Here is a 22,821-nt window from a genome sequence, read left to right as displayed (position 1 = left end):
GCTCCGTCCGGCAATCTAGCCGCACCGCGCGCGTCCCCGTCCCGCAATCATGATTACGTAAGGGCCATGACTGCCATCAGACTGCTCCTCGTCGACGACGACCCGCTGGTCCGGGCCGGTCTGTCCCTGATGATGGGCGGCGCGGACGACATCGAGATCGTCGGCGAGGCCGCGGACGGCGCCGAGGTGGCGGAACTCGTCGAGCGCACCCGTCCGGACGTCGTCCTGATGGACATCCGGATGCCCTCGATGGACGGCCTCACCGCGACCGAACTGCTGCGTGGCCGACCCGACGCCCCGCAGGTCGTGCTGCTCACCACCTTCCACGCCGACGAGCACGTCCTGCGCGCCCTGCGCGCGGGGGCCGCCGGTTTCGTGCTGAAGGACACCCCGCCCGCCGAGATCGTGGCCGCGGTGCGGCGGGTCGCGGCGGGCGATCCCGTACTGTCGCCCACCGTGACCCGGCAGTTGATGGCGCACGCGGCGGGCGGTGCCCCCGACACCCGCCGCACCCGCGCGCGTGCCCGCGTCGCCGCCCTGAACGACCGCGAACGCGAGGTGGCCGTGGCGGTCGGCCGGGGCCTGTCCAACGCGGAGATCGCGACCGCCCTGTTCATGAGCGTCGCCACGGTGAAGACCCATGTCTCCCGGGTCCTGACCAAGCTCGACCTCAACAACCGGGTGCAGATCGCGCTGCTGGCGTACGACGCGGGCCTGCTGGAGGAATCCGAGGAGGACGGGCACTAGCGCCGGATCTCGCGCGTTGTGCGGGTGTCGGCCGGCCGTGCGAGGGGGGAGTGGTCATGACCGAGGTCATCGATCTGGGGGAGTTAGGCGAGGAGTTCCGGAGCGATCCGCATCCGGCGTACGCGAGCCTGCGTGCCAGGGGTCCCGTCCACCGGGTCCGGCCGCCCGGGTGGCGGACGGAGACATGGCTGGTGGTCGGATACGAGGAGGCGCGGACCGCGCTGGCCGACCCCCGGCTCGCCAAGGACGGTGCCAAGATCGGCACCCCGGCGCTGGACGAGAGCCTGGTCGGCAAGACCCTGCTGAGCACCGACCCGCCCCAGCACACCCGGCTGCGCGGCCTGATCTCCCGCTCGTTCACCCTCCGCCGCGTGGAGGAACTGCGCCCGCGGATCCAGCAGATCACGGACGATCTGTTGGACAGGATGCTGCCGTGCGGCCGCGCCGACCTCGTGGCGTCGTTCACGCTGCCGCTTCCGCTCACCGTCATCTGCGAGCTGATCGGCGCGCCCGAGATGTCCCGGGCCGAGTTCCGCGAGATGGCCACAGAGTCGATCGCGCCCAGCCGTCCGGGCGCCGAGCGCGAGGCCTTCGCCGGCCTCGGCGCGTACTTCAGCCGGCTCATCGAGGACAAGCGAGCCACGGGCCCGAGCGGTGACTTGCTCAGCGACGTCATCCACGCCGTGCCCGAGGACGGCGAGCCGCCCACCCTGGACGAACTGCGCGGCATGGCCTTCATCCTGCTGATCGCGGGTTACGAGAGCACGGTCAACCTCATCTCCAGCGGCGTCCACGCCCTGCTCACCCATCCCGACCAACTCGCCGCGCTGCGGGCGGACATGACCCTGATCGGCAGTGCGGTCGAGGAGATGCTGCGCTACGAGGGCCCGATCGAGAACGCGACGTTCCGGTACGCCGTCGAGCCCTTGGAGATAGCCGGCGTGCGGATCGAGGCGGGCGAGCCGGTGATGGTCTGCCTCGCCGCCGCGGACCGGGACGAGGAGCGCTTTCCCGACCCCGGGCGCTTCGACATCCGCCGCGACTCCCGCGGCCATGTCGCCTTCGGCCACGGCATCCACTTCTGTCTGGGCGCGCCCCTGGCCCGCCTGGAGGCGCGTACGGCGATCCGCTCGCTGCTGGAGCGCGCCCCCGGCCTCGCCCTCGACGGCCCGCCCGGCGAGTGGCTGCCGGGCACCCTGATTCGCGGCATGCGGAGCCTGCCGGTGCGCTGGTAGGTGTCAGACCGCCGTCGCGTCGTGTGCGCCGGGGAGTTCTGCCAGCCGTACCGGTCTGCGCTCGCGCCGGGACAGCTCGCACGCCTCGGCCACCCGCAGCGCCTGCAGGGCCTCCCGGCCGTCGCAGGGGTTGGCCCGCTCGCCCCGTACCACCTCGACGAACGCCGCGAGTTCGGCCTCGTAGGCGGGTCCGAAGCGCTCCAGGAAACCGGGCCACGGCTTGTCCGCGGCCGGTGGCCCGGTCGGCTCGGTGGACGCGACCGGCGTGCGGTCGTCCAGGCCCACGACGATCGTGTCCCGCTCCCCGGCCAGCTCCATGCGTACGTCGTAGCCGGCGCCGTTCAGCCGGGTCGCGGTGGCCGTGGCGAGCGTGCCGTCGTCGAGGGTGAGGACCACGGCCGCCGTGTCCACGTCGCCCGCCGCGCGGTACATGGCGCCGCCGGCGTCCGACCCGGCCGCGTACACATCGACCACCTCGCGTCCGGTCACCCAGCGCAGCGCGTCGAAGTCATGGATCAGCGTGTCCCGGTACAGCCCGCCGGACAGCGGCAGGTAGGCGGCCGGCGGTGGCGCCTGGTCGCTGGTGAGGGCTCGCACGGTGTGCAGCCGTCCGAGGCGCCCGGCGCGCACCGCCTCCCGGGCTCCGGCGTAGCCCGCGTCGAAGCGGCGCTGGAAGCCCATCTGAAGGATCGTTCCGGCGGTCTCGACCTCGCCGATCGCCTGGAGTGTGCCGGGCAGGTCCAGCGCGATGGGCTTCTCGCAGAACACCGGGAGCCCCGAGCGTGCCGCCCGCCCGATCAACTCGGCGTGCGCCGAGGTGGCCGTCGTGATCACCACGGCGTCCACGCCCCACCGGAAGATCTCGTCCACCCCCGGTGCCGCCGTCTCGCCCAGCCGCAGGGCGAGCTCCGCCGCCCGGGCGGGATCGGCGTCCGTGAGGATCAGCGAACCCACCTCCCGGTGGCGGCTCAGTGTGTTCGCATGGATCGTGCCGATCCGGCCCGTCCCGATGACTCCGATGCGCATGTGAACAAAGTGGGGTCGCATCCGGCACCCTGTCAATGCGTATGTCCGGACAATCGGACTACACAACTTCCCGTCAACCGGCCACGGAGCTACGCTCGGGCCGTGCCGAAACCAGAAGTGGACCCGACCGTGTCGCTCGACCTCAGTGTGGACCGGAGCAGCCCGGTGCCGTTGTACTTCCAGCTCTCGCAGCAGCTGGAGGCCGCGATCGAGCACGGCGCGCTCACCCCTGGCAGCCTGCTGGGCAACGAGATCGAACTCGCCGCACGGCTCGGCCTCTCCCGGCCCACCGTCCGTCAGGCCATCCAGTCACTCGTCGACAAGGGCCTGCTGGTCCGCCGCCGGGGCGTCGGCACCCAGGTCGTGCACAGCCAGGTCAAGCGCCCCCTGGAGCTCAGCAGTCTCTACGACGACCTGGAGGCCGCGGGTCAGCGCCCCGCCACCAAGGTGCTGGTCAACACCGTCGTCCCGGCCTCCGCCGAGGTCGCCGCCGCACTCGGGGTCGCCGAGGGCGGGGACGTGCACCGCGTCGAGCGGCTTCGCCTGGCGCACGGCGAGCCGATGGCGTACCTCTGCAACCACCTGCCCGGCGGACTGCTCGACCTGGACACCGCCCAGCTGGAGGCCACCGGCCTGTACCGGCTGATGCGGGCCGCCGGGATCACCCTGCACAGCGCCCGCCAGTCCATCGGCGCCCGAGCCGCCACCGCCGCCGAGGCCGAGCGGCTCACCGAGGAGGAGGGCGCCCCGCTGCTCACCATGCAGCGCACGACCTTCGACGACACCGGCCGGGCGGTCGAGTTCGGCGATCACATCTACCGGCCGAGCCGCTACGCCTTCGAGTTCCAGCTCCTCGTACGGCCGTGAGGAGCAAATTCCCGGGATCCGAGTTCGTCGCAATGTCCGGACAATGCGACCGACTCGTGCTCCCCGGTCGCCCGGCGCACGCTCCCTGTGTTTGATACTGGGGCGTTTGGGGCTGGTGAGGTTACCGGCCCCTCGCGTACGTCAGGCACAGCAAGAAGGGCACCGCCTCGTGGCACGGTTGAGGACCTGGGCAGGAATCGCGCTGGCGGGGGCACTGTGCGTCTCGCTAGCCGGATGCAGCAGCACCGGCGGCAAACGCGCCGAGGACGCGCGCGAGGCCGCGGCGGCCCAGGGGAGGGCGGCGGTGAACACCCCCCGCTGGACCTTCGCGATGATCACTCACTCGGGCGACGGCGACACCTTCTGGGACATCGTCCAGAACGGCGCCGAGCAGGCCGCCGCCAAGGACAACATCAACTTCCTCTACTCGCACGACGACGAGGCCCAGCAGCAGGCCCAGCTCGTCGACGCCGCCGTCGACAAGCAGGTCGACGGGATCATCGTCACCCTCGCCAAGCCCGACGCCATGAAGGCCGCCGTGGCCCGCGCCCGCAAGGCCGGCATCCCGGTGATCACCGTGAACTCCGGCTCCGAGGAGTCCAAGGCCTTCGGCGCGCTCACCCACATCGGCCAGGACGAGACCATCGCCGGCGAGGCCGTCGGCGAGGAGCTGAACCGGCGCGGCCGCGAGAAGGCCGTCTGCGTCCTGCACGAGCAGGGCAACGTCGGCCACGAACAGCGCTGCGACGGACTGAGGAAGACCTTCGACGGAACCGTCCAGGACCTGTACGTCACCGGCACGAGCATGCCGGACGTGCAGTCCGCCATCGAGGCCAAGCTGCAGGCCGACAGCTCCATCGACACCGTTGTCACCCTCGGTGCGCCCTACGCCGACACCGCCGTCAAGGCCAAGCAGGGCGCCGGCAGCGACGCCGAGATCGACACCTTCGACCTCAACGCCAAGGTGGCCGCCTCCCTCGAGGACGGCACCCTCGGCTTCGCCGTCGACCAGCAGCCGTACCTCCAGGGCTACGAGGCCGTGGACCTGCTGTGGCTGTACAAGTACAACGACGACGTCCTCGGCGGCGGCAAGCCCGTGCTGACCGGCCCGCAGATCATCACCAAGGACCGGGCGGCCGCGCTGGCGGAGTACACCGAGCGAGGCACCCGATGAGCGCCACCACCGTCGACGAGCGGCTCATCGCGACCTCGCCGCTGCGCAAGCTCCTCGGCCGACCCGAGCTGGGCTCGGTGGTCGGCGCGCTCGCGGTCTTCGTCTTCTTCGCCCTCGTCGCCGACGGCTTCCTGCGCGCCTCCAGCCTGAGCACGGTCCTGTACGCGTCCTCGACCATCGGCATCATGGCGGTCCCCGTCGCCCTGCTGATGATCGGCGGCGAGTTCGACCTCTCCGCGGGCGTCCTGGTGACCTCGTCGGCCCTGGTGTCGTCGATGTTCAGCTACCAGATGACCGCCAACACCTGGGTCGGCGTCGGAGTCTCCCTGCTCGTCACCCTGGCCATCGGCGCCTTCAACGGCGTCATGCTCACCCGCACCAAGCTGCCCAGCTTCATCATCACGCTCGGCACCTTCCTGATGCTGACCGGCATGAACCTCGGCTTCACCAAGCTGATCGACGGCACGGTCTCGACGAAGTCGATCGCCGACATGGAGGGCTTCGCCAGCGCCCGCGCCGTCTTCGCCTCGACGCTGACGATCGGCGACGTCGACTTCAAGGTCACCATCCTGTGGTGGTTCGGCCTCGTCGCCCTCGCCTCCTGGATCCTGCTGCGCACCCGTGCAGGCAACTGGATCTTCGCCGTCGGCGGCAACCAGGACGCGGCCCGCGCGGTGGGCGTCCCGGTGACGAAGACCAAGATCGGCCTCTACATGGGCGTGGCCCTCGGCGCCTGGATCTCCGGCCAGCACCTGCTCTTCTCGTACGACGTCGTCCAGTCCGGCGAGGGCGTCGGCAACGAGCTGATCTACATCATCGCGGCCGTCATCGGCGGCTGTCTGATCACCGGCGGCTACGGCAGCGCGGTCGGCTCGGCGGTCGGCGCGTTCATCTTCGGCATGACGAGCAAGGGCATCGTCTACGCCGAGTGGAACCCCGACTGGTTCAAGTTCTTCCTCGGAGCGATGCTGCTCCTCGCGACCCTGCTCAACGCCTGGGTCCGCAAGCGCGCGGAGGCCACCAAGTGACACTCGTCGAGCTGGCCGACGTCAGCAAGCACTACGGCAACATCCGCGCCCTCGAAGGCGTCTCCCTCCAGGTGAACGAGGGCGAGGTCACCTGCGTCCTGGGCGACAACGGCGCGGGCAAGTCCACCCTGATCAAGATCATTTCCGGGCTGCACCAGCACGACGGGGGCGTCCTGCGCATCGAGGGCGAGGAGACCGAGCTGTCCTCTCCGCGCGAGGCCCTGGACCGCGGCATCGCCACGGTCTACCAGGACCTGGCCGTCGTCCCGCTGATGCCGGTCTGGCGGAACTTCTTCCTCGGCTCCGAACCCCGCAAGGGCGTCGGCCCCTTCAAGCGGATGGACGTCGACCACATGCGCCGCGCCACCCGGGCGTCGCTGCGCGACATGGGCATCGACCTGCGCGACGTCGACCAGCCCATCGGCACCCTCTCCGGCGGTGAACGCCAGTGTGTCGCCATCGCCCGAGCCGTCCACTTCGGCGCCAGGGTCCTGGTCCTGGACGAACCGACGGCGGCCCTCGGCGTCAAGCAGTCGGGCGTGGTCCTGAAGATGGTGGCGACGGCGCGGGACGAGGGCCTGGGGGTTGTGTTCATCACACACAACCCGCACCACGCGTATATGGTCGGCGACCGGTTCGTGCTGTTGAAGCGGGGCACCATGGTGGGCGGCTACACGCGGGGTCAGATCACCCTGGACGAGCTGACGAGGCAGATGGCAGGCGGAAACGAGCTCGACGACCTGCGCCACGAGCTGGAACGCAGGTAGGGGGCGCGGGGTGCCGCCCCCGAACCGGTGGACGGCGTACGACCGGGGCCACCCCGCTGTTTCCCCGTTCGGCACCCCTACCGACGGTGAGGCAGAATCAGGCCCGATGAGCACCTACGGCAACTTCACGGCCCCCATCGGCTCCCGCCGTGCCCCCGTGCTGCGCACAGTAGGCACAAGAGAGCGCCGGTCGCATCTGACCGCCCCCCGCGTGCCCACCGTGGGCATCGACATCGGCGGCACCAAGGTGATGGCCGGCGTCGTCGACGCCGACGGCAACATCCTGGAGAAGCTCCGCACGGAGACCCCGGACAAGTCCAAGAGCCCCAAGGTCGTCGAGGACACCATCACCGAGCTGGTGCTCGACCTGTCCGACCGGCACGACGTGCACGCCGTCGGCATCGGCGCGGCCGGCTGGGTCGACGCCGACCGCAACCGCGTCCTGTTCGCCCCGCACCTGTCCTGGCGCAACGAGCCGCTCCGGGACCGGCTCGCGGAACGGCTCGCCGTACCCGTGCTGGTCGACAACGACGCCAACACCGCCGCCTGGGCCGAGTGGCGCTTCGGCGCGGGCCGGGGCGAGGACCACCTGGTCATGATCACGCTGGGCACCGGCATCGGCGGCGCGATCCTGGAGGACGGCCAGGTCAAGCGCGGCAAGTTCGGCGTCGCCGGAGAGTTCGGCCACATGCAGGTCGTCCCCGGCGGGCACCGCTGCCCGTGCGGCAACCGCGGCTGCTGGGAGCAGTACAGCTCCGGCAACGCGCTGGTGCGCGAGGCGCGGGAGCTGGCCGCCGCGGACTCCCCGGTGGCGTACGGGATCATCGAGCACGTCAAGGGCAACATCGCCGACATCAGCGGCCCGATGATCACCGAGCTGGCCCGGGACGGCGACGCCATGTGCATCGAGCTGCTCCAGGACATCGGACAGTGGCTCGGCGTCGGCATCGCCAACCTCGCGGCCGCCCTCGACCCGTCCTGCTTCGTCATCGGCGGCGGGGTCTCGGCCGCCGACGATCTGCTGATCGGCCCCGCGCGGGACGCGTTCAAGCGCCATCTGACCGGCCGCGGTTACCGCCCCGAGGCCCGCATCGCGCGCGCCCAGCTCGGCCCCGAGGCCGGCATGGTCGGCGCCGCGGATCTCGCCCGCCTGGTCGCCCGCCGCTTCCGGCGCGCCAACCGGCGCCGGGTGGAGCGGCATGAGCGCTACGAGCGGTACGTGGCCGCCCGCCGTGACTCCCAGGGGCTTGCGTGACCCCAGATCTGCCCCGCCAGGCCGAACCGACCGACGAGCCGCCCCGGCCCGCCGAGGACCGGCGCCACATGATCCGCCGCCGGTCGCTGACCCTGCTCATCATCGTGCTGCTCATCGGCGTCCCGGCCGGCTATCTGGTGATCTCCGCCAACCAGAGCCGGGACAGCGGCAAGGACAAGGAGGCCAAGTACTCGGCGAGGGGACTCACCGAGGGCTGGCCGTCCAAGGTCCAGCGCCGCCTCTATCAGGTGCCGATACCGCATCCGGCGAACCAGGTCGCGTACTACGAGACCAACAACTGGCGCACCAGCCGTCTCTACGTCCAGTTCCAGACCACGCACGCCGGTCTGGACGCCTTCCTGGCCGAACTGGGTCTGAGCCGGGACAACCTGAAGCGCGACGACATCACCATCGGCGGCCGCGACCAGAAGGTCACCGGCTGGAAGTTCGCGGGCGAGGGCTCCCGGCCCGGCGACAACTTCGGAGTCGTCCGCGAGCAGAAGAACCCGGCGCCCACCCAGGACATAGTGGTGAACACGGGCAACCCGACCTACCCGATGGTGTACGTCGTCTCCCGCACGGTGCCCTGACCGAAGAGTTCCTCCGGGGCCGATTGTCAGAGGCCGCCCGTAGAGTCGAAGACGTCCGATCCGACTCAGGTGACGGGAGGTGACAGATGCCCATGAGCGAGACGGCCGTGCTGGACACCGGACGCGGCGGCGATGTCCGTACGGCGGACTCGGTCCCCGTGCGGCTCGCCGCTGTCTTCCTGCCCGCGCCGCTGCCTCGTGAGGGCCGGATCGCCTTCTGGGACCCTGCGGACGGCCCCCTGCCCGCCGGTCCCGAGCCCACCGAACTCACGGTCGTACGACGGCACGGCTCCGGGGTGCGCCGCAGGCCCGCCCCCGCCCTGACCCTCCCGCTCGACACCGCGCTGCCCCTCCTGGTGCGCGCCCGGCGCGACCCCGCCGCCCATCCGGCCACCGCGGCCTGGGGGGCCGCCGCCCAGCACGCCCTGCGCCTGACCGCGCGCGGGCGGCTGCTGCCCGGACTGACCCCGACCGGCCACGACGCCTGGCGGGCCGGACCGCTCGACCCGGACGACATCGCGCACCTGCGGGCCATCGCCGCCGCCCTGCCCCACGAGGGCCACGCGGTACCGCTGCCCGGCCCCGGCCCGCTCCGGCTGCCCGAGCCGGAAGCGCTGATGCGTTCCTTCCTGGACGCGGTCGCGGACACCCTGCCCCGCACCCCGGCCGCTCCGTACGCCTCCGGCAGGCCCTTCGCGGACCGTCGCCCGCAGCGGCTGCCCGAGGCCCACGACTGGGCCGCCGAGGTCGCCGCCGGGATGGACGCGGGCGTGCGGATCTCACTGCGCCTGGACCTGGCGGCGGCCGACCTGTTCGACGCCGAGGAGGGCGTGCGCGGCGCCGGAGCCGCGATCGTCCAGGTGCACAGCCTCGCCGACCCCACCCTGGTCGCGGACGCGGCGGCACTGTGGGCGGGCGAGGCGGACGCCGCCTTCGGTCCGCGCGCGCGAGTCGACGCGGCCCTCGCGGTGCGCCGCGCGGCCCGGGTCTGGCCACCGCTGGACCGGCTCGCCGAGCAGGACGCGCCCGATGTACTGGCCCTGTCCGAAGAGGAGTTGGGCGATCTGCTCGGGGTGGCGGCGACGCGGCTCGCCGCGGCGGGCGTCGCCGTGCACTGGCCCCGGGACCTCGCCCAGGATCTGACCGCCACCGCGGTGGTACGGCCCGCGCCGGGCTCGGCGACCGACGGCACCGGCTTCTTCGAGAGTGAGGAACTGCTCCAGTTCCGCTGGCAGTTGGCGCTCGGTGGGGATCCGCTCAGCGAGGCCGAGATGGACGCGCTCGCCGAGGCGCACCGGCCGGTCGTCCGACTGCGGGACCACTGGGTGCTGGTGGACCCGGCGCTGGTCCGCAAGGCCCGCAAGCGCGAACTCGGCCTGCTCGACCCGGTCGACGCGCTGTCCGTGGCCCTCACCGGAACCGCGGAGGTCGAGGGCGAGACCGTCGAGGCGGTGCCCGTCGGCGCCCTGGCCGCGATGCGCGACCGCCTGACGGCCGGGATCCATCCCGCCGAGCCACCCCCGGGTCTGCGCGCCACCCTGCGCGACTACCAACTGCGCGGGCTGGCCTGGCTCGACCTCATGACCTCCCTAGGCCTCGGCGGCTGTCTCGCCGACGACATGGGCCTCGGCAAGACCATCACCGTCATCGCCCTGCATCTGAAGCGGGCCCGCCGCGAGCCGACTCTGGTGGTCTGCCCGGCCTCCCTGCTCGGCAACTGGCAGCGCGAGATCAACCGCTTCGCGCCCGGCGTCCCGGTCCGCCGCTTCCACGGCCCCGACCGCACCCTGGACGACCTGACCGGCGGCTTCGTCCTCACGACGTACGGCACCATGCGCACGGCGGCGCCCGCGCTGGCGCGGCAGGCGTGGGGCATGGTCGTCGCGGACGAGGCACAGCACGTGAAGAACCCCTACTCGGCCACGGCGAAGGCGCTGCGCACGATCCCGACGCCGGCGCGGGTGGCGCTGACCGGCACGCCGGTGGAGAACAACCTCTCCGAGCTGTGGGCGCTGCTGGACTGGACGACCCCCGGACTGCTGGGCCCGCTGAAGTCCTTCCGGGCGCGGCACGCGCGTGCGGTGGAGAACGGCGAGGACGAGGAGGCGGTGCGGCGGCTGGCCCGGCTGGTGCGGCCCTTCCTGCTGCGGCGCAAGAAGTCCGACCCCGGGATCGTTCCGGAGCTGCCGCCCAAGACGGAGACGGATCATCCGGTGCCGCTCACCCGCGAACAGGCCGCGCTGTACGAGGCGGTGGTGCGGGAGTCGATGCTGGCCATCGAGACGGCGGAGGGGATGGCGCGGCGGGGGCTGGTCCTGAAGCTGCTCTCCGCGCTGAAGCAGATCTGCGACCATCCGGCGCTGTATCTGAAGGAGCCCGCGGCGGCCGACGGGCTGCTCGCCCGCTCGGGCAAGCTGGCGCTGCTGGACGAACTGCTGGACACGCTTCTGTCCGAGGACGGTTCGGCGCTGGTCTTCACGCAGTACGTGGGAATGGCCCGGCTGATCACGTCTCACCTGGGGTCCCGCGCGGTGCCGGTGGATCTGCTCCACGGCGGCACACCGGTCCCGGAGCGGGAGCGCATGGTGGACCGCTTCCAGGCGGGCGGGACTCCGGTCCTGGTGCTCTCCCTGAAGGCGGCCGGCACCGGCCTGAACCTCACCCGCGCCGGTCACGTCGTCCACTTCGACCGCTGGTGGAACCCGGCCGTGGAGGAACAGGCCACCGACCGTGCCTACCGCATCGGCCAGACCCAGCCGGTGCAGGTCCACCGTCTGATCACGGAGGGCACGATCGAGGACCGCATCGCCCAGATGCTGGAGTCCAAGCGCGCCCTGGCCGACGCGATCCTCGGCTCCGGCGAATCGGCCCTCACGGAACTGACGGACCGCGAGCTGTCCGACCTGGTCTCCCTGCGGAGGCCGACATGACGAACCCATCGGACGAGGCCCGCCGCGCACTTCGGGAGGCGCGGGAGCGGGGGACGGGGCGCACGGGTGCGCCCGAGCGGCGCTTGACGCACGGGCTGGGGCAGGCGGCGGCGGGGGCGGCGACTGAGCCGACATCGAGTCGGGCTGACACGACGGCGGAGCTGGACGAGGGCGTCGGGGAGAAGACGGGGGCGGCGGAGAAGGCCGGGGCGGTGGCGGAGGTGACGGCGGGGGCGGCGTCCGAGCCGACGTCGAGTCAGGCTGACGCGACGACGGAAGCGGAAGAAGAGCCGCAGGCGTACGACGGCGCGAAGGCGGAGTCGAGGGCGAAGGCAGGCATGGCGGCCGAGGCGGTGGACACCGTGGCGCGGTCGGAGGAGGGGCGACGAGCCCGCCCGTCGGACGCGGCCCGGGCCGCACTGCGCCGGGCGGTCTCCGGTGGCCATGGCCCGCGTACGGACGTCGATTCCGAGACCACGGCGACCACGCCGGCCCCGGAGGCCGAGGGCCCCGGCGCCGGTCAGCAGACGCCACGCCCCGCGGACGTCGCCCGTGAGGCGCTGCGCGCGGCACGCCGTGAGCGGAGTCGACCCACTCCGGCCCCGGCGACCCCGGTCACCGAAACCACCCGCACTCCCCGCCACCCGGCTCGCAACGACGCGTCCGCGGTCCGAGTCCGCGCGATGCGGGAGCTACTCGCCAACGCCTTCAAGATGCCCCCCGACCTCGCCGACACCGACGAGCCGGACTCCCCGGACGAGTCCTCCGGCGGCCCGCGCCCGGCCCCCCGCCGCCGGACCGCTCCGGACCCTGCCACCCGTGCCACCGCCGCCGAGCCGGACTCCCCGGACGAGTCCTCCGGCGGCCCGCGCCCGGCCCCCCGCCGCCGGACCGCTCCGGACGCTGCCGCCCGTGCCACCGCCGCCGAGCCGGAGTCCCGGGACGAGTCCTCCGGCCGCCCCGCGCGACCGGCCGCCCCTCGCCGTACCGCCGCCCACAGCGCCACCCGCAGCGACGTCACACCCACGCCCCCCGCCCGTACCGCCGCCCACAGCGCCACCCGCAGCGACGTCACACCCACGCCCCCCGCCCGTGACGCCGCACACGCGTCCCGCGCCCGTGATGCCGCACCCACGCCCCCCGCCCGTGACGCCACATCCACGCCCCACGTGCCGCGCTCCATGGCCGCGCCCTCCCGGGACGGGGAGCTTCGGCGTACCTTTCCCGCGTTTCCGGCGCGAGGGTCCGGGGAGGGTGGGTTCGCTCGGACCTGGTGGGGGAACGCGTGGGTCGCGGCGCTGGAGCAGGGGGCGCTCGACGGCAAGCGGCTGGCGCGTGGTCGTGGGTATGCCGAGCAGGGGCATGTGGACGCCATCACCGTCACGCCCGGGCTCGTCCTGGCGTACGTCAAGGGCAGCCGACCCCGGCCGTACCGCGTGCAGGTGCGGCTGCGCACGCTCGACGACGCCGACTGGGAGCGGTTCCTGGACGTCGCCGCCGAGCGGCCGGGGCACATCGCCGCGCTGCTCGACAAGGAGATGCCGCACTCCCTCGCCGAGTGCGGAGTTCCCCTCCTGCCCGGGCCGGGGGAGCTGGACCCCCGGTGCAGTTGCCCCGACTCCGGCCACCCGTGCAAGCACGCGGCCGCCCTCTGCTACCAGACGGCACGTCTGCTCGACGCCGACCCCTTCGTCCTGCTCCTGCTGCGCGGTCGGGGCGAGCGCGAACTGCTGGACGCCCTGTCCCGTCTCAGCGCCGCCCGCGCGGCCCGTGCCGCCCAGGACCAGGGCCCGGCGCCCCTGCCGGGCGTACGGGCGAGCGAGGCCCTCGCGCCCCGCCGACTCCCGCCCCTGCCACCGCCGTTGCCGGTGCCGCCGCACCCCGAGCAGCCCCCGGTCTACCCGGCCGCACCGGGCGGCCCGGACCCGTTCGCGCTGGACCAACTGGCCACCGACGCCGCGGCCCGCGCCCACGCCCTGCTCGGCACGGGCCGCGACCCGCTCGCGGAACTGACGCTGTGGCAGGACGCCGTACGCCTCGCGGCGGCGCGCCCCGGTTCCGGCCTGACCGCGGGAACCCGCGCCCTGTACGCCGACCTGGCCGCCGCCTGCGATCGCACGCCGGCCGACCTGGCGCGGGCGGTCGCCGCGTGGCGGCAGGGCGGAGCGGAGGGGCTCGCCGTACTGGAAGAGCCCTGGGACCCGCCCGCCGGCCGTTTCGACCGGGCCCGCCCGCTCCTGCTCGCCGCCGACCTCCCCGCCTTCCGCCCCTGGCGCAACCACCTCACCCACCCGCGCGGTCACGTCCAGCTCCGCCTGGGCCGAGACGGCCTCTGGTACACGTACGAATCCGAACCCGGCCAGGAGGACTGGTGGCCCCGCGGCACCCCGGACCTGGACCCGGTCGGCGCCCTGACCGGCCTCGGCGGCCCGGTCGAACCGTGAGCGGGGCCGACGCGCGGGTTCCGCCCGGAGGCGGCGAAGGCGACGGCGCGCGTGGCGTGAAGGTTCTTCGCGGCGCCGTCACAAGGTGGGACGGCTTGCGCGGGGTTCCGACCCGCGCACGAAGGAAGTGGTGAGATGTGAGAGCGTGCAGGGCGTGAGTGAGACACCGACGAACACCCTGCAATACCGCTTTGACGGGCCGGAAGACGCCCCCGTACTCATTCTGGGTCCCTCACTGGGCACGACCTGGCACATGTGGGACCGTCAGGTTCCCGAACTGACCAAGCAGTGGCGCATCTTCCGGTTCGACCTGCCGGGACACGGCGGCGCCCCCGCGTACCCCGGTGGATCCGTCGCCGAGCTCACCGCACGGCTGCTCGCCACCCTGGACGGCCTCGGTGTGCAGCGCTTCGGCTACGCGGGCTGCGCGCTCGGCGGCGCGATCGGCGTCCAGCTGGCCCTGCGTCACCCCGAGCGGCTCGCCTCGCTCGCGCTGATCGCCGCCTCGCCCCGCTTCGGCACGGCCGACGAGTTCCGCCAGCGCGGGGTGATCGTCCGGACGAACGGCCTCGACCCCATCGCCCGCACCTCGCCCGAGCGCTGGTTCACGCAGGGCTTCGCCGCCGCCCAGCCCGCCATCACCGACTGGGCCGTGCAGATGGTGCGCACCACCGACCCCGGCTGCTACATCGCCGCCTGCGAGGCGCTGGCCTCCTTCGACGTCCGCGGCGAACTGACCGAGGTGGGCGTGCCCACGCTCGTCCTGGTCGGCTCCGACGACCAGGTCACCGGTCCCGCGGAGGCCCGCACGCTGGTCGCCGGCATCCCCGACGCCCGGCTCGCCGTGGTCCCCGGCGCCTCCCACCTCGTACCGGTCGAGCAGCCGGCCGCCGTCACCGATCTGCTGGTCAGGCACTTCTCCACGGCCTGGCAGCCCGCCCACGACTCCTCCACCGGCCAGGTCGCCATCCCCGCCGCCGTCAAGCCGGTCCTCCCCCAAGCGCCCGTCGCGCCGTTGCAGCCCGCGCCCATCGCCGAGATCGCCCCGGCGGTCGTCCCCGCCCCCCTGGGCGGCGGACGGCCCGACCCGTACGACGCGGGGATCAAGGTGCGCCGTGAGGTGCTCGGCGACGCGCACGTCGACCGGGCGCTGGCGCAGGCCGACGAGTTCTCCGGTGACTTCCAGGAGTTCGTCACCCGGTACGCGTGGGGCGAGATCTGGGACCGGCCCGGCCTCGACCGCCGCTCGCGCAGCTGTGTCACGCTCACCGCCCTGGTGGCCGGCGGGCACCTGGATGAGCTCGCCTTCCACACCCGCGCCGCCCTGCGCAACGGCCTGACGCCCACCGAGATCAAGGAGGTGCTGCTGCAGGCCGCCGTCTACTGCGGCGTACCGGCGGCGAACAGCGCGTTCACGGTGGCGCAGCAGGTCATCCGCGAGGAGACCACGCCGGCCGAATGAGGCTGCCCCGCGGCGAGCTCCCCCGGCCCCGCGGAGGCAGGATGGTGCCATGAGGTTCACGAAGAAGTCGCACGCCTGCGTCCGTCTCGAGAAGGACGGGCGCACGCTCGTCCTCGACCCCGGAGTCTTCAGCGAGGAGGATGCCGCCCACGGCGCGGACGCGGTCCTCGTCACCCACGAGCACCCCGACCACTTCGACGAGGGTCGGCTGCGCACCGCCCTGGAGGCCGACCCGGCCCTGGAGATCTGGACCCTGAAGTCCGTCGCCGAGAAGATCTCGGCCGCCTTCCCGGGCCGGGTGCACACCGTCGGCCACGGCGACTCCTTCACCGCCGCCGGCTTCGACGTCCAGGTGCACGGCGAACTGCACGCGGTCATCCACCCGGACATCCCGCGCATCACCAACGTCGGCTACCTCGTCGACGGCGGCCGTGTCTTCCACCCCGGCGACGCCCTCACCGTGCCCGACCACGCCGTCGAGACGCTGATGCTCCCGGTGATGGCCCCCTGGAGCAAGATCTCGGAGGTCATCGACTACGTGCGTGAGGTCAAGCCGCAGCGCGCCTACGACATCCACGACGCCCTTCTCACCGACCTCGCCCGGCCCATCTACGACAACCAGATCGGGGCACTGGGCGGCGCCGAGCACCTGCGGCTGGCGCCGGGGGAGAGCGCGGCGCTCTGATTGTCAGTGCCGCCGGGTAGGTTGTGAGGCATGCGCATCGCGACCTGGAACGTGAACTCGATCACCGCCCGCCTGCCCAGGCTCCTGGCCTGGCTGGAGAGCAGCGGCACGGACGTGCTCTGCCTCCAGGAGGCCAAGGTCGGCGAGGACGCCTTCCCGACCGAGCAGCTGCGCGAGCTGGGCTACGAGTCGGCGGTCCACGCGACCGGGCGGTGGAACGGCGTGGCGGTGCTCTCCCGCGTCGGCATCGAGGACGTCGTCAAGGGCCTGCCCGGCGACCCCGGCTACGACGGCTCGGTGGAGCCCCGCGCCATCTCCGCGACCTGCGGGCCGGCCCGCGTCTGGTCGGTGTACGTGCCGAACGGCCGTGAGGTGGACCACCCCCACTACGCCTACAAGCTCCAGTGGATCGAGGCGCTGAAGGCGGCCGTCGCGGGCGACGCGGGCGGCAGCCGCCCGTTCGCGGTGCTGGGCGACTACAACGTGGCGCCGACGGACGACGACGTCTACGACGTGGCCGCCTTCGAGGGCCTCACCCATGTCACGCCGGCCGAGCGGGCGGCCCTCGCCTCCCTGCGTGAGGCGGGCCTCTCGGACGTGGTCCCGCGTCCCCTGAAGTACGACCACCCCTTCACGTACTGGGACTACCGCCAGCTCTGCTTCCCCAAGAACCGCGGGATGCGCATCGACCTTGTCTACGGGAACGAGCCGTTCGCGACGGCGGTCAAGGACGCCTACGTGGACCGCGAGGAGCGCAAGGGCAAGGGCGCGTCGGACCACGCGCCGGTCGTGGTGGACCTGGACGTGTAGGACCGCGCGGTCACGGCATCAGCGCGCGGAGGTCGATCGAGGCCGCGAGGGCCGCGAGCCCCGCGTCACCCGGGTGCAGATGGTCCCCGCTGTCGTACTCCGGCAGGATCCGGGCGGGGTGCGCCGGGTCGCGCAGGGCCGCGTCGAAGTCCAGTACGGCGTCGAAGACCTTGGCGTCCCGGATCCACGCGTTCACCTCGGTCCGCTCCGCGTCCACGGCCGCCGTGCAGCGGGCCTCGCCCCCGCACGGGACGATCGTGGCCGCCAGCATCCGCAGCCCGCGCGCGTGCCCCCGGTCCGCGAGCTGCCGCAGCCCCTCGATGACCTGTTCCGAGGTCGCCCCCCAGCGCACGTCGTTGACGCCCTCGAACACCACCGCGGAACGGGCCGACGGCTGGGCGAGGACGTCCCGGTCGAACCGGTTGAGGGCGCTGATCCCGGCGGTGTCGGTGGAGACCCCGTCGCCGGGGTAGCGGTCGGCGATCACACGGTTGCCGGAGATCCCCTGGTTGAGCACGCCGTAGTGCGGCACCTCGTCCTGTGCGAGCAGCCGGGAGGCCAGTACGTTCGGCCATCTCCGGTTGGCGTCGACCGTGGACCTGTCGCCGTCGGTGATCGAGTCCCCGAGCAGTACCACGGACCCGGGCCCGCCGCTGACGTCCACCGCCCCGAGCAGCGGCCAGTGCGTCACGGTCGAGGTGTACGCCGTCCCCGTCCCGTCGGCCGAATGGTCCCCCGGCTCGCTGACGTACGACCGTTGCTGCGCCAGCCGGTGCACGGGCGCCGCCGTCACCGTGCCGGGCAGATGAAAGCTGACCAGCAGATTCGTGTCGGCCGGCACCTCGAAGCCGAGCGGGTCGGCGAACACCTGCCCGCCCGCGGGGATCTCGGTGCCCGAGGCGCCGTCGAACGACAGCGGGACCGGCTCCCCCAGCGGCACGGCGCCCGACGCCTGGACGGCCACCGTGGCGCCGCCGATCCGTACCGGCGCCGCCGCGAACGTGTTGTCGAACCGGACGCGGACCCGCGACCCGCCCGCGGAGGTGTGCACGACCAGCCGCAGCGTCCGGTCCGTCCACGGGCCCACGGCCGTGTGACCGCCGGTCGCCGTGGTCCAACTGCCCGTCCACCCACGGGTGGCGGTGCGCACGGACAGCGCGAACACATGCAGTCCGGCCGCGCGCGGCAGCCGTACCGACGACACCGCCCGGCCCGCCGCGAGCGGCACTGTGACGACGTACAGCCGTGCCCGCTCGGCGAGTTGGCCGCCCGGGGTGTTGACGTGCGGAAGAGCCAGCGCCTTGGTGGCGAGCGGGCCGGTGCGCCAGTCGGGGGCGGTGAGGCGGTACGGCGTACGCGTGCCGTTCCCGTACGTGACGGTGCCGGCGCCGGTCACGTCCTCGCCGGTGGTGCCGGCGACGAGGAGGGCGAGGGCGTCACCGCTGCCGTGGACGCGAACGTTCTGGCCGTCGGCGAGAACGTTGTCGGGCTCGCCCGGCGCGCGGTCCGGCCAGGTGAGCCGGGCGCCCTGCACGGTGAGCGCCCGGCCGGGGCTCCAACCCGCGGCGGCCAGGTCCGCGGCCGACAGGGAGGCGCCGGAGCCGTCGAAGTCGGCCATCTCGGGGCGGGTGTCGGCGCTGATCGCGGTGTTGTCGAAGAGCCGCTCCAGGGGGACCGGTTCGGCCGCGGTCGTCGCGGCGGCGGTCGCGGACGACACGGGCAGCACACCCGTGATCAGCGCGCACACGACCCCCGCGCCCCGAAGACTCAAGCGCACGTCCCGCCCCTCTCCTCGGCCCTTTGCTGACGTGATGTCAGGCGGGCACGAAGCTAGGGACGTGGCGGGCGTACGTCAACGAGGGCCGTGTGAACAGCCGTCGAACTCACCCGTTCGTCACGGAGTGGCCGACACCGGCAGCTCGGCGACCACGGGGTGGTCGGACTCGACGGGGCCGAGGCCCGCGGCGCCGCCGGGGGAGCCGAGCTCGGCGAAGAACTCCGTGTCGGCCCGGCGGAAGTCCGTCCACTCGCCGGGGACGTCGTCCTCGAAGAAGATCGCCTCGACCGGGCAGACGGGCTCGCAGGCGCCGCAGTCGACGCATTCGTCCGGGTTGATGTACATCTTCCGCTGGCCTTCGTAGATGCAGTCGACGGGGCACTCGTCGACGCAGGCCTTGTCCTTGAGGTCGACGCAGGGCTGGGCGATGACGTACGTCATGGCGACTCTCCGTGGTCCAGGGTCCTTGCCGGGCTGGTGAGTTCGGTGAGGGTAGGCGGCGGGGCAGGAATCCCCGTGGACGTCGGATGGAGTCCGTCTCGAACCCCCTCCGGTGTGGCCGGGGGCACGGCTGTGCTGGTTGCGGGGGGTAATTCAGCGTCCGTAGACTTCAACGCAGAATGAAATACCGGACGATCGAAATATCCCGCTCCTGTGTCCGGCGCGGTGAAAGGACGTCGTGAACACCGTGTTCTCGGTTCTGGTGCTCGGCACGGCCTCCGCGCTCGCGTACGCGGCCGCGGCGGTCGCGCAGCGGGTGGCCGCGCTGCGGGCCGCCGGGCCGGAGGGAGTGCGACTGCGGAGGTCGGGGACGTGGCTGGCCGCCCTGCTGTTGAACGGACTGGGGGCGGTGCTGCACACGGCCGCGTTACGGTACGGCTCGCTCGTCGCCGTGCAGATGCTGGGGGTGCTGACCCTGGTGGCGGCGCCCCTGCTGTCGTCGCTCGTGCTGCGGCAGCGGATGACCTCGGCGCAGTGGTCGGGGACGCTGCTGACCGTGGCCGGGGTGGTGGGACTGCTCACGCTGGTGCCCTCGGCGGGGGAGAGCCGGACGCTCGATTCGGGGGAGCTGATCGGGGTCGTGGTGCTGACCGCGGTCGCCATGGGGGTACCGGTGGTCGCGGCGGCGGTGGCCCGGGGGGCGACGGTGGCGAGTCTCTCGTACTCGGCCGCGGCGGGGGTCGCCTTCGCGTCGGCTTCGGCCCTGGCCCAGACCGCGGTGCTGCGGGTGACGGGGGAGAGCTCCGGGAGTCTCGCGTCGACCGTGCTGGTGGCGGGCGGGGTGCTGTTCCTGGCTCCGGCGGGGCTGGTGCTGTGCCAGCTCGGTTACCGGGGTGGACTGGAGGCGCCGCTCGCCACGGTGACGCTGGTGAATCCGGTGTTCGCCGTGGTGCTCGGGGTGGCGGTGCTGGGGGACCGGTACGAGACGGGGCTGATGACGGTGGCGGGGGGCCTGCTCGCCGCGGTCGCCGCCGGACGGGGGGTGTTCGTGCTCGCGCGCGCCGAGACGGACGGAGCGCCGGAGGGGTCCCGTCCCCAAGTGGCGGCGCCTGGAGGGCACTTCTGGGGGATACGGCTGCGGCGGACCTCTTCGGCGGTGGTGGCGGGGCGCCGGTGAGTCGGTGGCCCCGGCCGCGGTTCGAATCCCGATCGGGCCACCCGTGCGGCTTTTGTGGTCGGGTGCGGGGGTCTGGCGGTGTTTGCTCGGCCCGGCTGTGCCTTCGGTTGTGGGTCATTCCCGCCCGTACCGCCTGTGCAGGGTGCGTGGTCGGGTGCGGGTGGACCCTGTGAGGGTGGTTCGCCGTAAGTGGCGGCGCCTGGCGGGCACTTCTGGGGGATACGGCTGCGGCGGACCTCTTCGGCGGTGGTGGCGGGGCGCCGGTGAGTCGGTGGCCCCGGCCGCGGTTCGAATCCCGACCGGGCCACCCGTGCGGCTTTCGTGGTCGGGTGCGGGGGTCTGGCGGTGTTTGCTCGGCCCGGCTGTGCCTTCGGTCGTGGGTCATTCCCGCCCGTACCGCCTGTGCAGGGTGCGTGGTCGGGTGCGGGTGGCCCCTGCGAGGGTGGTTCGCCGTCGGCGGCAGCGGGGTGTCGGTGGCGCCCGCCCCGGTCGGAAGGTCGGTCGTCGGGCCTCGTCGGTCGCGGTCGTGGAGGCTTGCTCGAGCGTCGGGGCAGGGGGGCTCGGGCGCTGGAAACGCCGGTCTTGTCGGGTGTCCTGGCACGTGTAACGCTCCACTCAGGTGAGTTCACCAGCCGTTGAGTTCCCGGCGTCCTTCGGGGCGGCGTCCGTACAGCACAGGGAGTTCCTATGAGTGGCACTGGTACGGGTCTCACCGTCGCTCCGGAAGAGGCCGAGGCGCTCGCCTGGGTGATGCTGGCCGAGTTGTCGGGGACCGAGCCCGCGCCGCCGCCCAGGGTCGAGGTGGACGCGGTCGTGGGGGACGGCGGTGGGGAATGACCGCCGATGTCTCCGTCGGCGCCCGGAGCACGCGGGCGGAGGCCGGCGAGGGGGACGTGCGGGGCGCCGCCCTCGCCGCCCGGACCGCCGCCCGGCTCCTTGCCGGCATCTCCGGTGAACTACGCGACGCCGCGCTGCTCGCCATCGCCCGCCGGCTGACCGTCGACCCCGCCGACATCCTCGCCGCCAACCAACGCGACCTCGCCGCCGCCCGGGCGGCCGGGCTCTCCGCGAGCGTGCTCGACCGGTTGACCCTCACTCGAGAGCAACTGGACGCGCTCGCCGGCACCGTACGTTTCCTCGCCGCCCAGCCGGACCCCGTCGGCGCCGGGGTGGACGGCACCGTCATGCCCAACGGCCTGGAGGTACGCCGGATCAGGGTGCCCCTCGGCGTGGTCGGGATGATCTACGAGGGGCGCCCCAACGTCACCGTCGACGCCGCCGCCCTCTGCCTCAAGAGCGGCAACTGCGCGCTGTTGCGCGGCTCGTCGACCGCCCGGCACACCAACGCAGCCCTCGTCACCGCCATGCGCAAGGCGCTCGCGGACACCGGCGTCCCCGTCGACGCCGTACAGATGGTGCCCGGGACCACGCACGCCGCCGTACGCGAACTCATGTCCCTGCGCGGCCTGGTGGACGTCCTCGTCCCACGCGGCGGCGCCGAGCTCATCCGGACCACCGTGCGCGAGTCCGCCGTACCCGTGATCGAGACCGGTGTCGGAAACTGCCACGTCTACGTCGACGAACACGCCGATCTCGACAAGGCGCTGGCGATCCTGCTCGACGCCAAGACCCAGCGCACATCGGTGTGCAACGCCGCCGAGTCGCTGCTCGTCCACGCGGCCGTGGCACCCACCTTCCTGCCCCGCGCCCTGTCCGCGCTGGTGGAGCGAGGCGTGGTCGTGCACGGCGACGCACCAGTGCGGGACTGCCATCCCGCCGTCATCACGGCCAACGGCGAGGACTGGGGCCGTGAGTACCTCGACCTGGAGATCTCCGCCGCGGTCGTCGGATCCCTGGACGACGCCGTCGAACACATCCGCCGGTACGGCACCGGGCACACGGAGGCGATCGTCAGCGACTCGCAGTCCGCCGTACGCCGCTTCGTCGCCGCACTGGACACCGCGGTCGTGGCGGTCAACGCCTCCACCCGCTTCGCCGACGGCGGCCAGCTCGGCCTCGGCACAGAACTCGGCGTCTCCACACAGAAGTTGCACGCGCGCGGCCCCATGGGTCTCACCGCGCTGACCACCACCAAGTACGTCCTGGTGGGTGACGGTCACACCAGGGGCGGAACCACCGCCCGACTGGCCTAGACGGGAGGTCCGTTCATGCAGATCCGCATCATCACGAAGACGAAGCCGGCGGGCCGGCTCGTGTACCGGGACGACGCCGCGCGGCGGAGCCGCCGCCGCGCCGCGCCGGCACCGCCGCTGGGGCTCGCCGGGGTCGACAACGACCCCGCCGAACTCCACATCGTCCGCAGTATCGACTGATCGGGCCCGAGGCGGGGAGTGACGGCCCCGCCCTCGGCTGTCCGGCCCCGCCGCCGACTGTTCGGCCGGGGAA

The 22,821-nt window shown here is 72.9% G+C and carries 20 protein-coding genes; 17 read left to right on the top strand and 3 right to left on the bottom strand.

Annotated elements, in window-relative coordinates; translation table 11 throughout:
- Positions 1–66: 66 nt before the first annotated feature.
- Both ACWDRW_RS17410 and ACWDRW_RS17405 read left to right on the top strand, forming a co-directional pair.
- On the top strand, positions 67–747 hold the full coding sequence (locus ACWDRW_RS17410; RefSeq protein ID WP_451724059.1) for a response regulator transcription factor: 681 nt from the start codon (positions 67–69) through the stop codon (positions 745–747).
- A gap of 56 nt (positions 748–803) precedes the next feature.
- Complete coding sequence (locus ACWDRW_RS17405; RefSeq protein ID WP_451724057.1) at positions 804–1,982, top strand: cytochrome P450 family protein; 1,179 nt, start codon at positions 804–806, stop codon at positions 1,980–1,982.
- 3 nt (positions 1,983–1,985) lie between these two features.
- On the opposite strand, the gene ACWDRW_RS17400 is transcribed toward ACWDRW_RS17405, so the two are convergent.
- Entirely contained in the window at positions 1,986–3,008 is a 1,023-nt protein-coding gene (locus ACWDRW_RS17400; RefSeq protein WP_451724056.1) for a Gfo/Idh/MocA family oxidoreductase, read from the bottom strand.
- Between the two features lie 129 nt (positions 3,009–3,137).
- Between ACWDRW_RS17400 and ACWDRW_RS17395 the strand changes: the two genes are divergently transcribed.
- From ACWDRW_RS17395 to ACWDRW_RS17345, 11 genes are all read left to right on the top strand, one after another.
- Positions 3,138–3,875, top strand: a complete 738-nt coding sequence (locus ACWDRW_RS17395) for a GntR family transcriptional regulator (RefSeq protein WP_451724190.1) — start codon at positions 3,138–3,140, stop codon at positions 3,873–3,875.
- Between the two features lie 169 nt (positions 3,876–4,044).
- Complete coding sequence (locus ACWDRW_RS17390; protein WP_451724053.1) at positions 4,045–5,049, top strand: sugar ABC transporter substrate-binding protein; 1,005 nt, start codon at positions 4,045–4,047, stop codon at positions 5,047–5,049.
- The gene (locus ACWDRW_RS17385) at positions 5,046–6,077 is read left to right on the top strand and encodes an ABC transporter permease (protein ID WP_451724051.1); all 1,032 of its coding nucleotides are present in this window, start codon (positions 5,046–5,048) and stop codon (positions 6,075–6,077) included. The genes ACWDRW_RS17390 and ACWDRW_RS17385 overlap by 4 nt, the downstream gene beginning before the upstream one ends.
- Positions 6,074–6,844 carry an ATP-binding cassette domain-containing protein gene (locus ACWDRW_RS17380; protein ID WP_451724050.1) on the top strand — a complete coding sequence of 257 codons (771 nt, stop codon included), beginning with the start codon at positions 6,074–6,076 and terminating at the stop codon, positions 6,842–6,844. Before ACWDRW_RS17385 ends, ACWDRW_RS17380 begins: the two co-directional genes overlap by 4 nt.
- Before the next feature lie 106 nt (positions 6,845–6,950).
- A complete protein-coding gene (locus ACWDRW_RS17375; protein WP_451724048.1) occupies positions 6,951–8,099 on the top strand; it encodes an ROK family glucokinase in 1,149 nt (382 codons plus the stop codon).
- Positions 8,096–8,689, top strand: a complete 594-nt coding sequence (locus tag ACWDRW_RS17370; RefSeq protein WP_451724047.1) for a sugar kinase — start codon at positions 8,096–8,098, stop codon at positions 8,687–8,689. Before ACWDRW_RS17375 ends, ACWDRW_RS17370 begins: the two co-directional genes overlap by 4 nt.
- 92 nt (positions 8,690–8,781) lie before the next feature.
- Positions 8,782–11,619: an SNF2-related protein gene (locus ACWDRW_RS17365; protein WP_451724044.1), complete on the top strand. Its 2,838-nt coding sequence runs from the start codon at positions 8,782–8,784 to the stop codon at positions 11,617–11,619.
- On the top strand, positions 11,616–14,063 hold the full coding sequence (locus ACWDRW_RS17360) for an SWIM zinc finger family protein (RefSeq protein ID WP_451724043.1): 2,448 nt from the start codon (positions 11,616–11,618) through the stop codon (positions 14,061–14,063). The genes ACWDRW_RS17365 and ACWDRW_RS17360 overlap by 4 nt, the downstream gene beginning before the upstream one ends.
- A gap of 154 nt (positions 14,064–14,217) precedes the next feature.
- The gene (pcaDC, locus tag ACWDRW_RS17355) at positions 14,218–15,525 is read left to right on the top strand and encodes a bifunctional 3-oxoadipate enol-lactonase/4-carboxymuconolactone decarboxylase PcaDC (RefSeq protein WP_451724041.1); all 1,308 of its coding nucleotides are present in this window, start codon (positions 14,218–14,220) and stop codon (positions 15,523–15,525) included.
- Positions 15,526–15,574: 49 nt separating this feature from the next.
- Complete coding sequence (locus ACWDRW_RS17350; protein ID WP_451724040.1) at positions 15,575–16,210, top strand: MBL fold metallo-hydrolase; 636 nt, start codon at positions 15,575–15,577, stop codon at positions 16,208–16,210.
- A 30-nt stretch (positions 16,211–16,240) separates the two neighbouring features.
- Positions 16,241–17,020 carry an exodeoxyribonuclease III gene (locus tag ACWDRW_RS17345; protein WP_451724038.1) on the top strand — a complete coding sequence of 260 codons (780 nt, stop codon included), beginning with the start codon at positions 16,241–16,243 and terminating at the stop codon, positions 17,018–17,020.
- Positions 17,021–17,030: 10 nt separating this feature from the next.
- Here the strand turns inward: ACWDRW_RS17345 and ACWDRW_RS17340 are convergent, their stop codons facing one another.
- Together ACWDRW_RS17340 and fdxA are read right to left on the bottom strand one after the other, a co-directional pair.
- Positions 17,031–18,797 (bottom strand): SGNH/GDSL hydrolase family protein, encoded by a 1,767-nt coding sequence (locus ACWDRW_RS17340; RefSeq protein ID WP_451724037.1) that lies wholly within the window; start codon positions 18,795–18,797, stop codon positions 17,031–17,033.
- Positions 18,798–18,914: 117 nt separating this feature from the next.
- Positions 18,915–19,238: a ferredoxin gene (gene fdxA, locus ACWDRW_RS17335; RefSeq protein ID WP_451724035.1), complete on the bottom strand. Its 324-nt coding sequence runs from the start codon at positions 19,236–19,238 to the stop codon at positions 18,915–18,917.
- A gap of 238 nt (positions 19,239–19,476) precedes the next feature.
- On the opposite strand from fdxA, the gene ACWDRW_RS17330 reads away from it, so the two are divergent.
- The 4 genes from ACWDRW_RS17330 to ACWDRW_RS17315 all read left to right on the top strand — a co-directional run bounded on the left by ACWDRW_RS17330 (position 19,477) and on the right by ACWDRW_RS17315 (position 22,748).
- Positions 19,477–20,415 carry a DMT family transporter gene (locus tag ACWDRW_RS17330; RefSeq protein ID WP_451724033.1) on the top strand — a complete coding sequence of 313 codons (939 nt, stop codon included), beginning with the start codon at positions 19,477–19,479 and terminating at the stop codon, positions 20,413–20,415.
- Positions 20,416–21,102: 687 nt separating this feature from the next.
- A complete protein-coding gene (locus ACWDRW_RS17325; protein WP_451724032.1) occupies positions 21,103–21,252 on the top strand; it encodes a hypothetical protein in 150 nt (49 codons plus the stop codon).
- Entirely contained in the window at positions 21,249–22,568 is a 1,320-nt protein-coding gene (locus tag ACWDRW_RS17320; protein WP_451724031.1) for a glutamate-5-semialdehyde dehydrogenase, read from the top strand. Before ACWDRW_RS17325 ends, ACWDRW_RS17320 begins: the two co-directional genes overlap by 4 nt.
- Before the next feature lie 15 nt (positions 22,569–22,583).
- Complete coding sequence (locus ACWDRW_RS17315; RefSeq protein ID WP_451724029.1) at positions 22,584–22,748, top strand: hypothetical protein; 165 nt, start codon at positions 22,584–22,586, stop codon at positions 22,746–22,748.
- Positions 22,749–22,821: the final 73 nt, after the last annotated feature.

The organism is Streptomyces sp. NPDC003635, from assembly GCF_053587635.1.
Note: the sequence above shows the minus strand (reverse complement) of the source record. Positions and strands in the feature narration are given on the sequence as shown.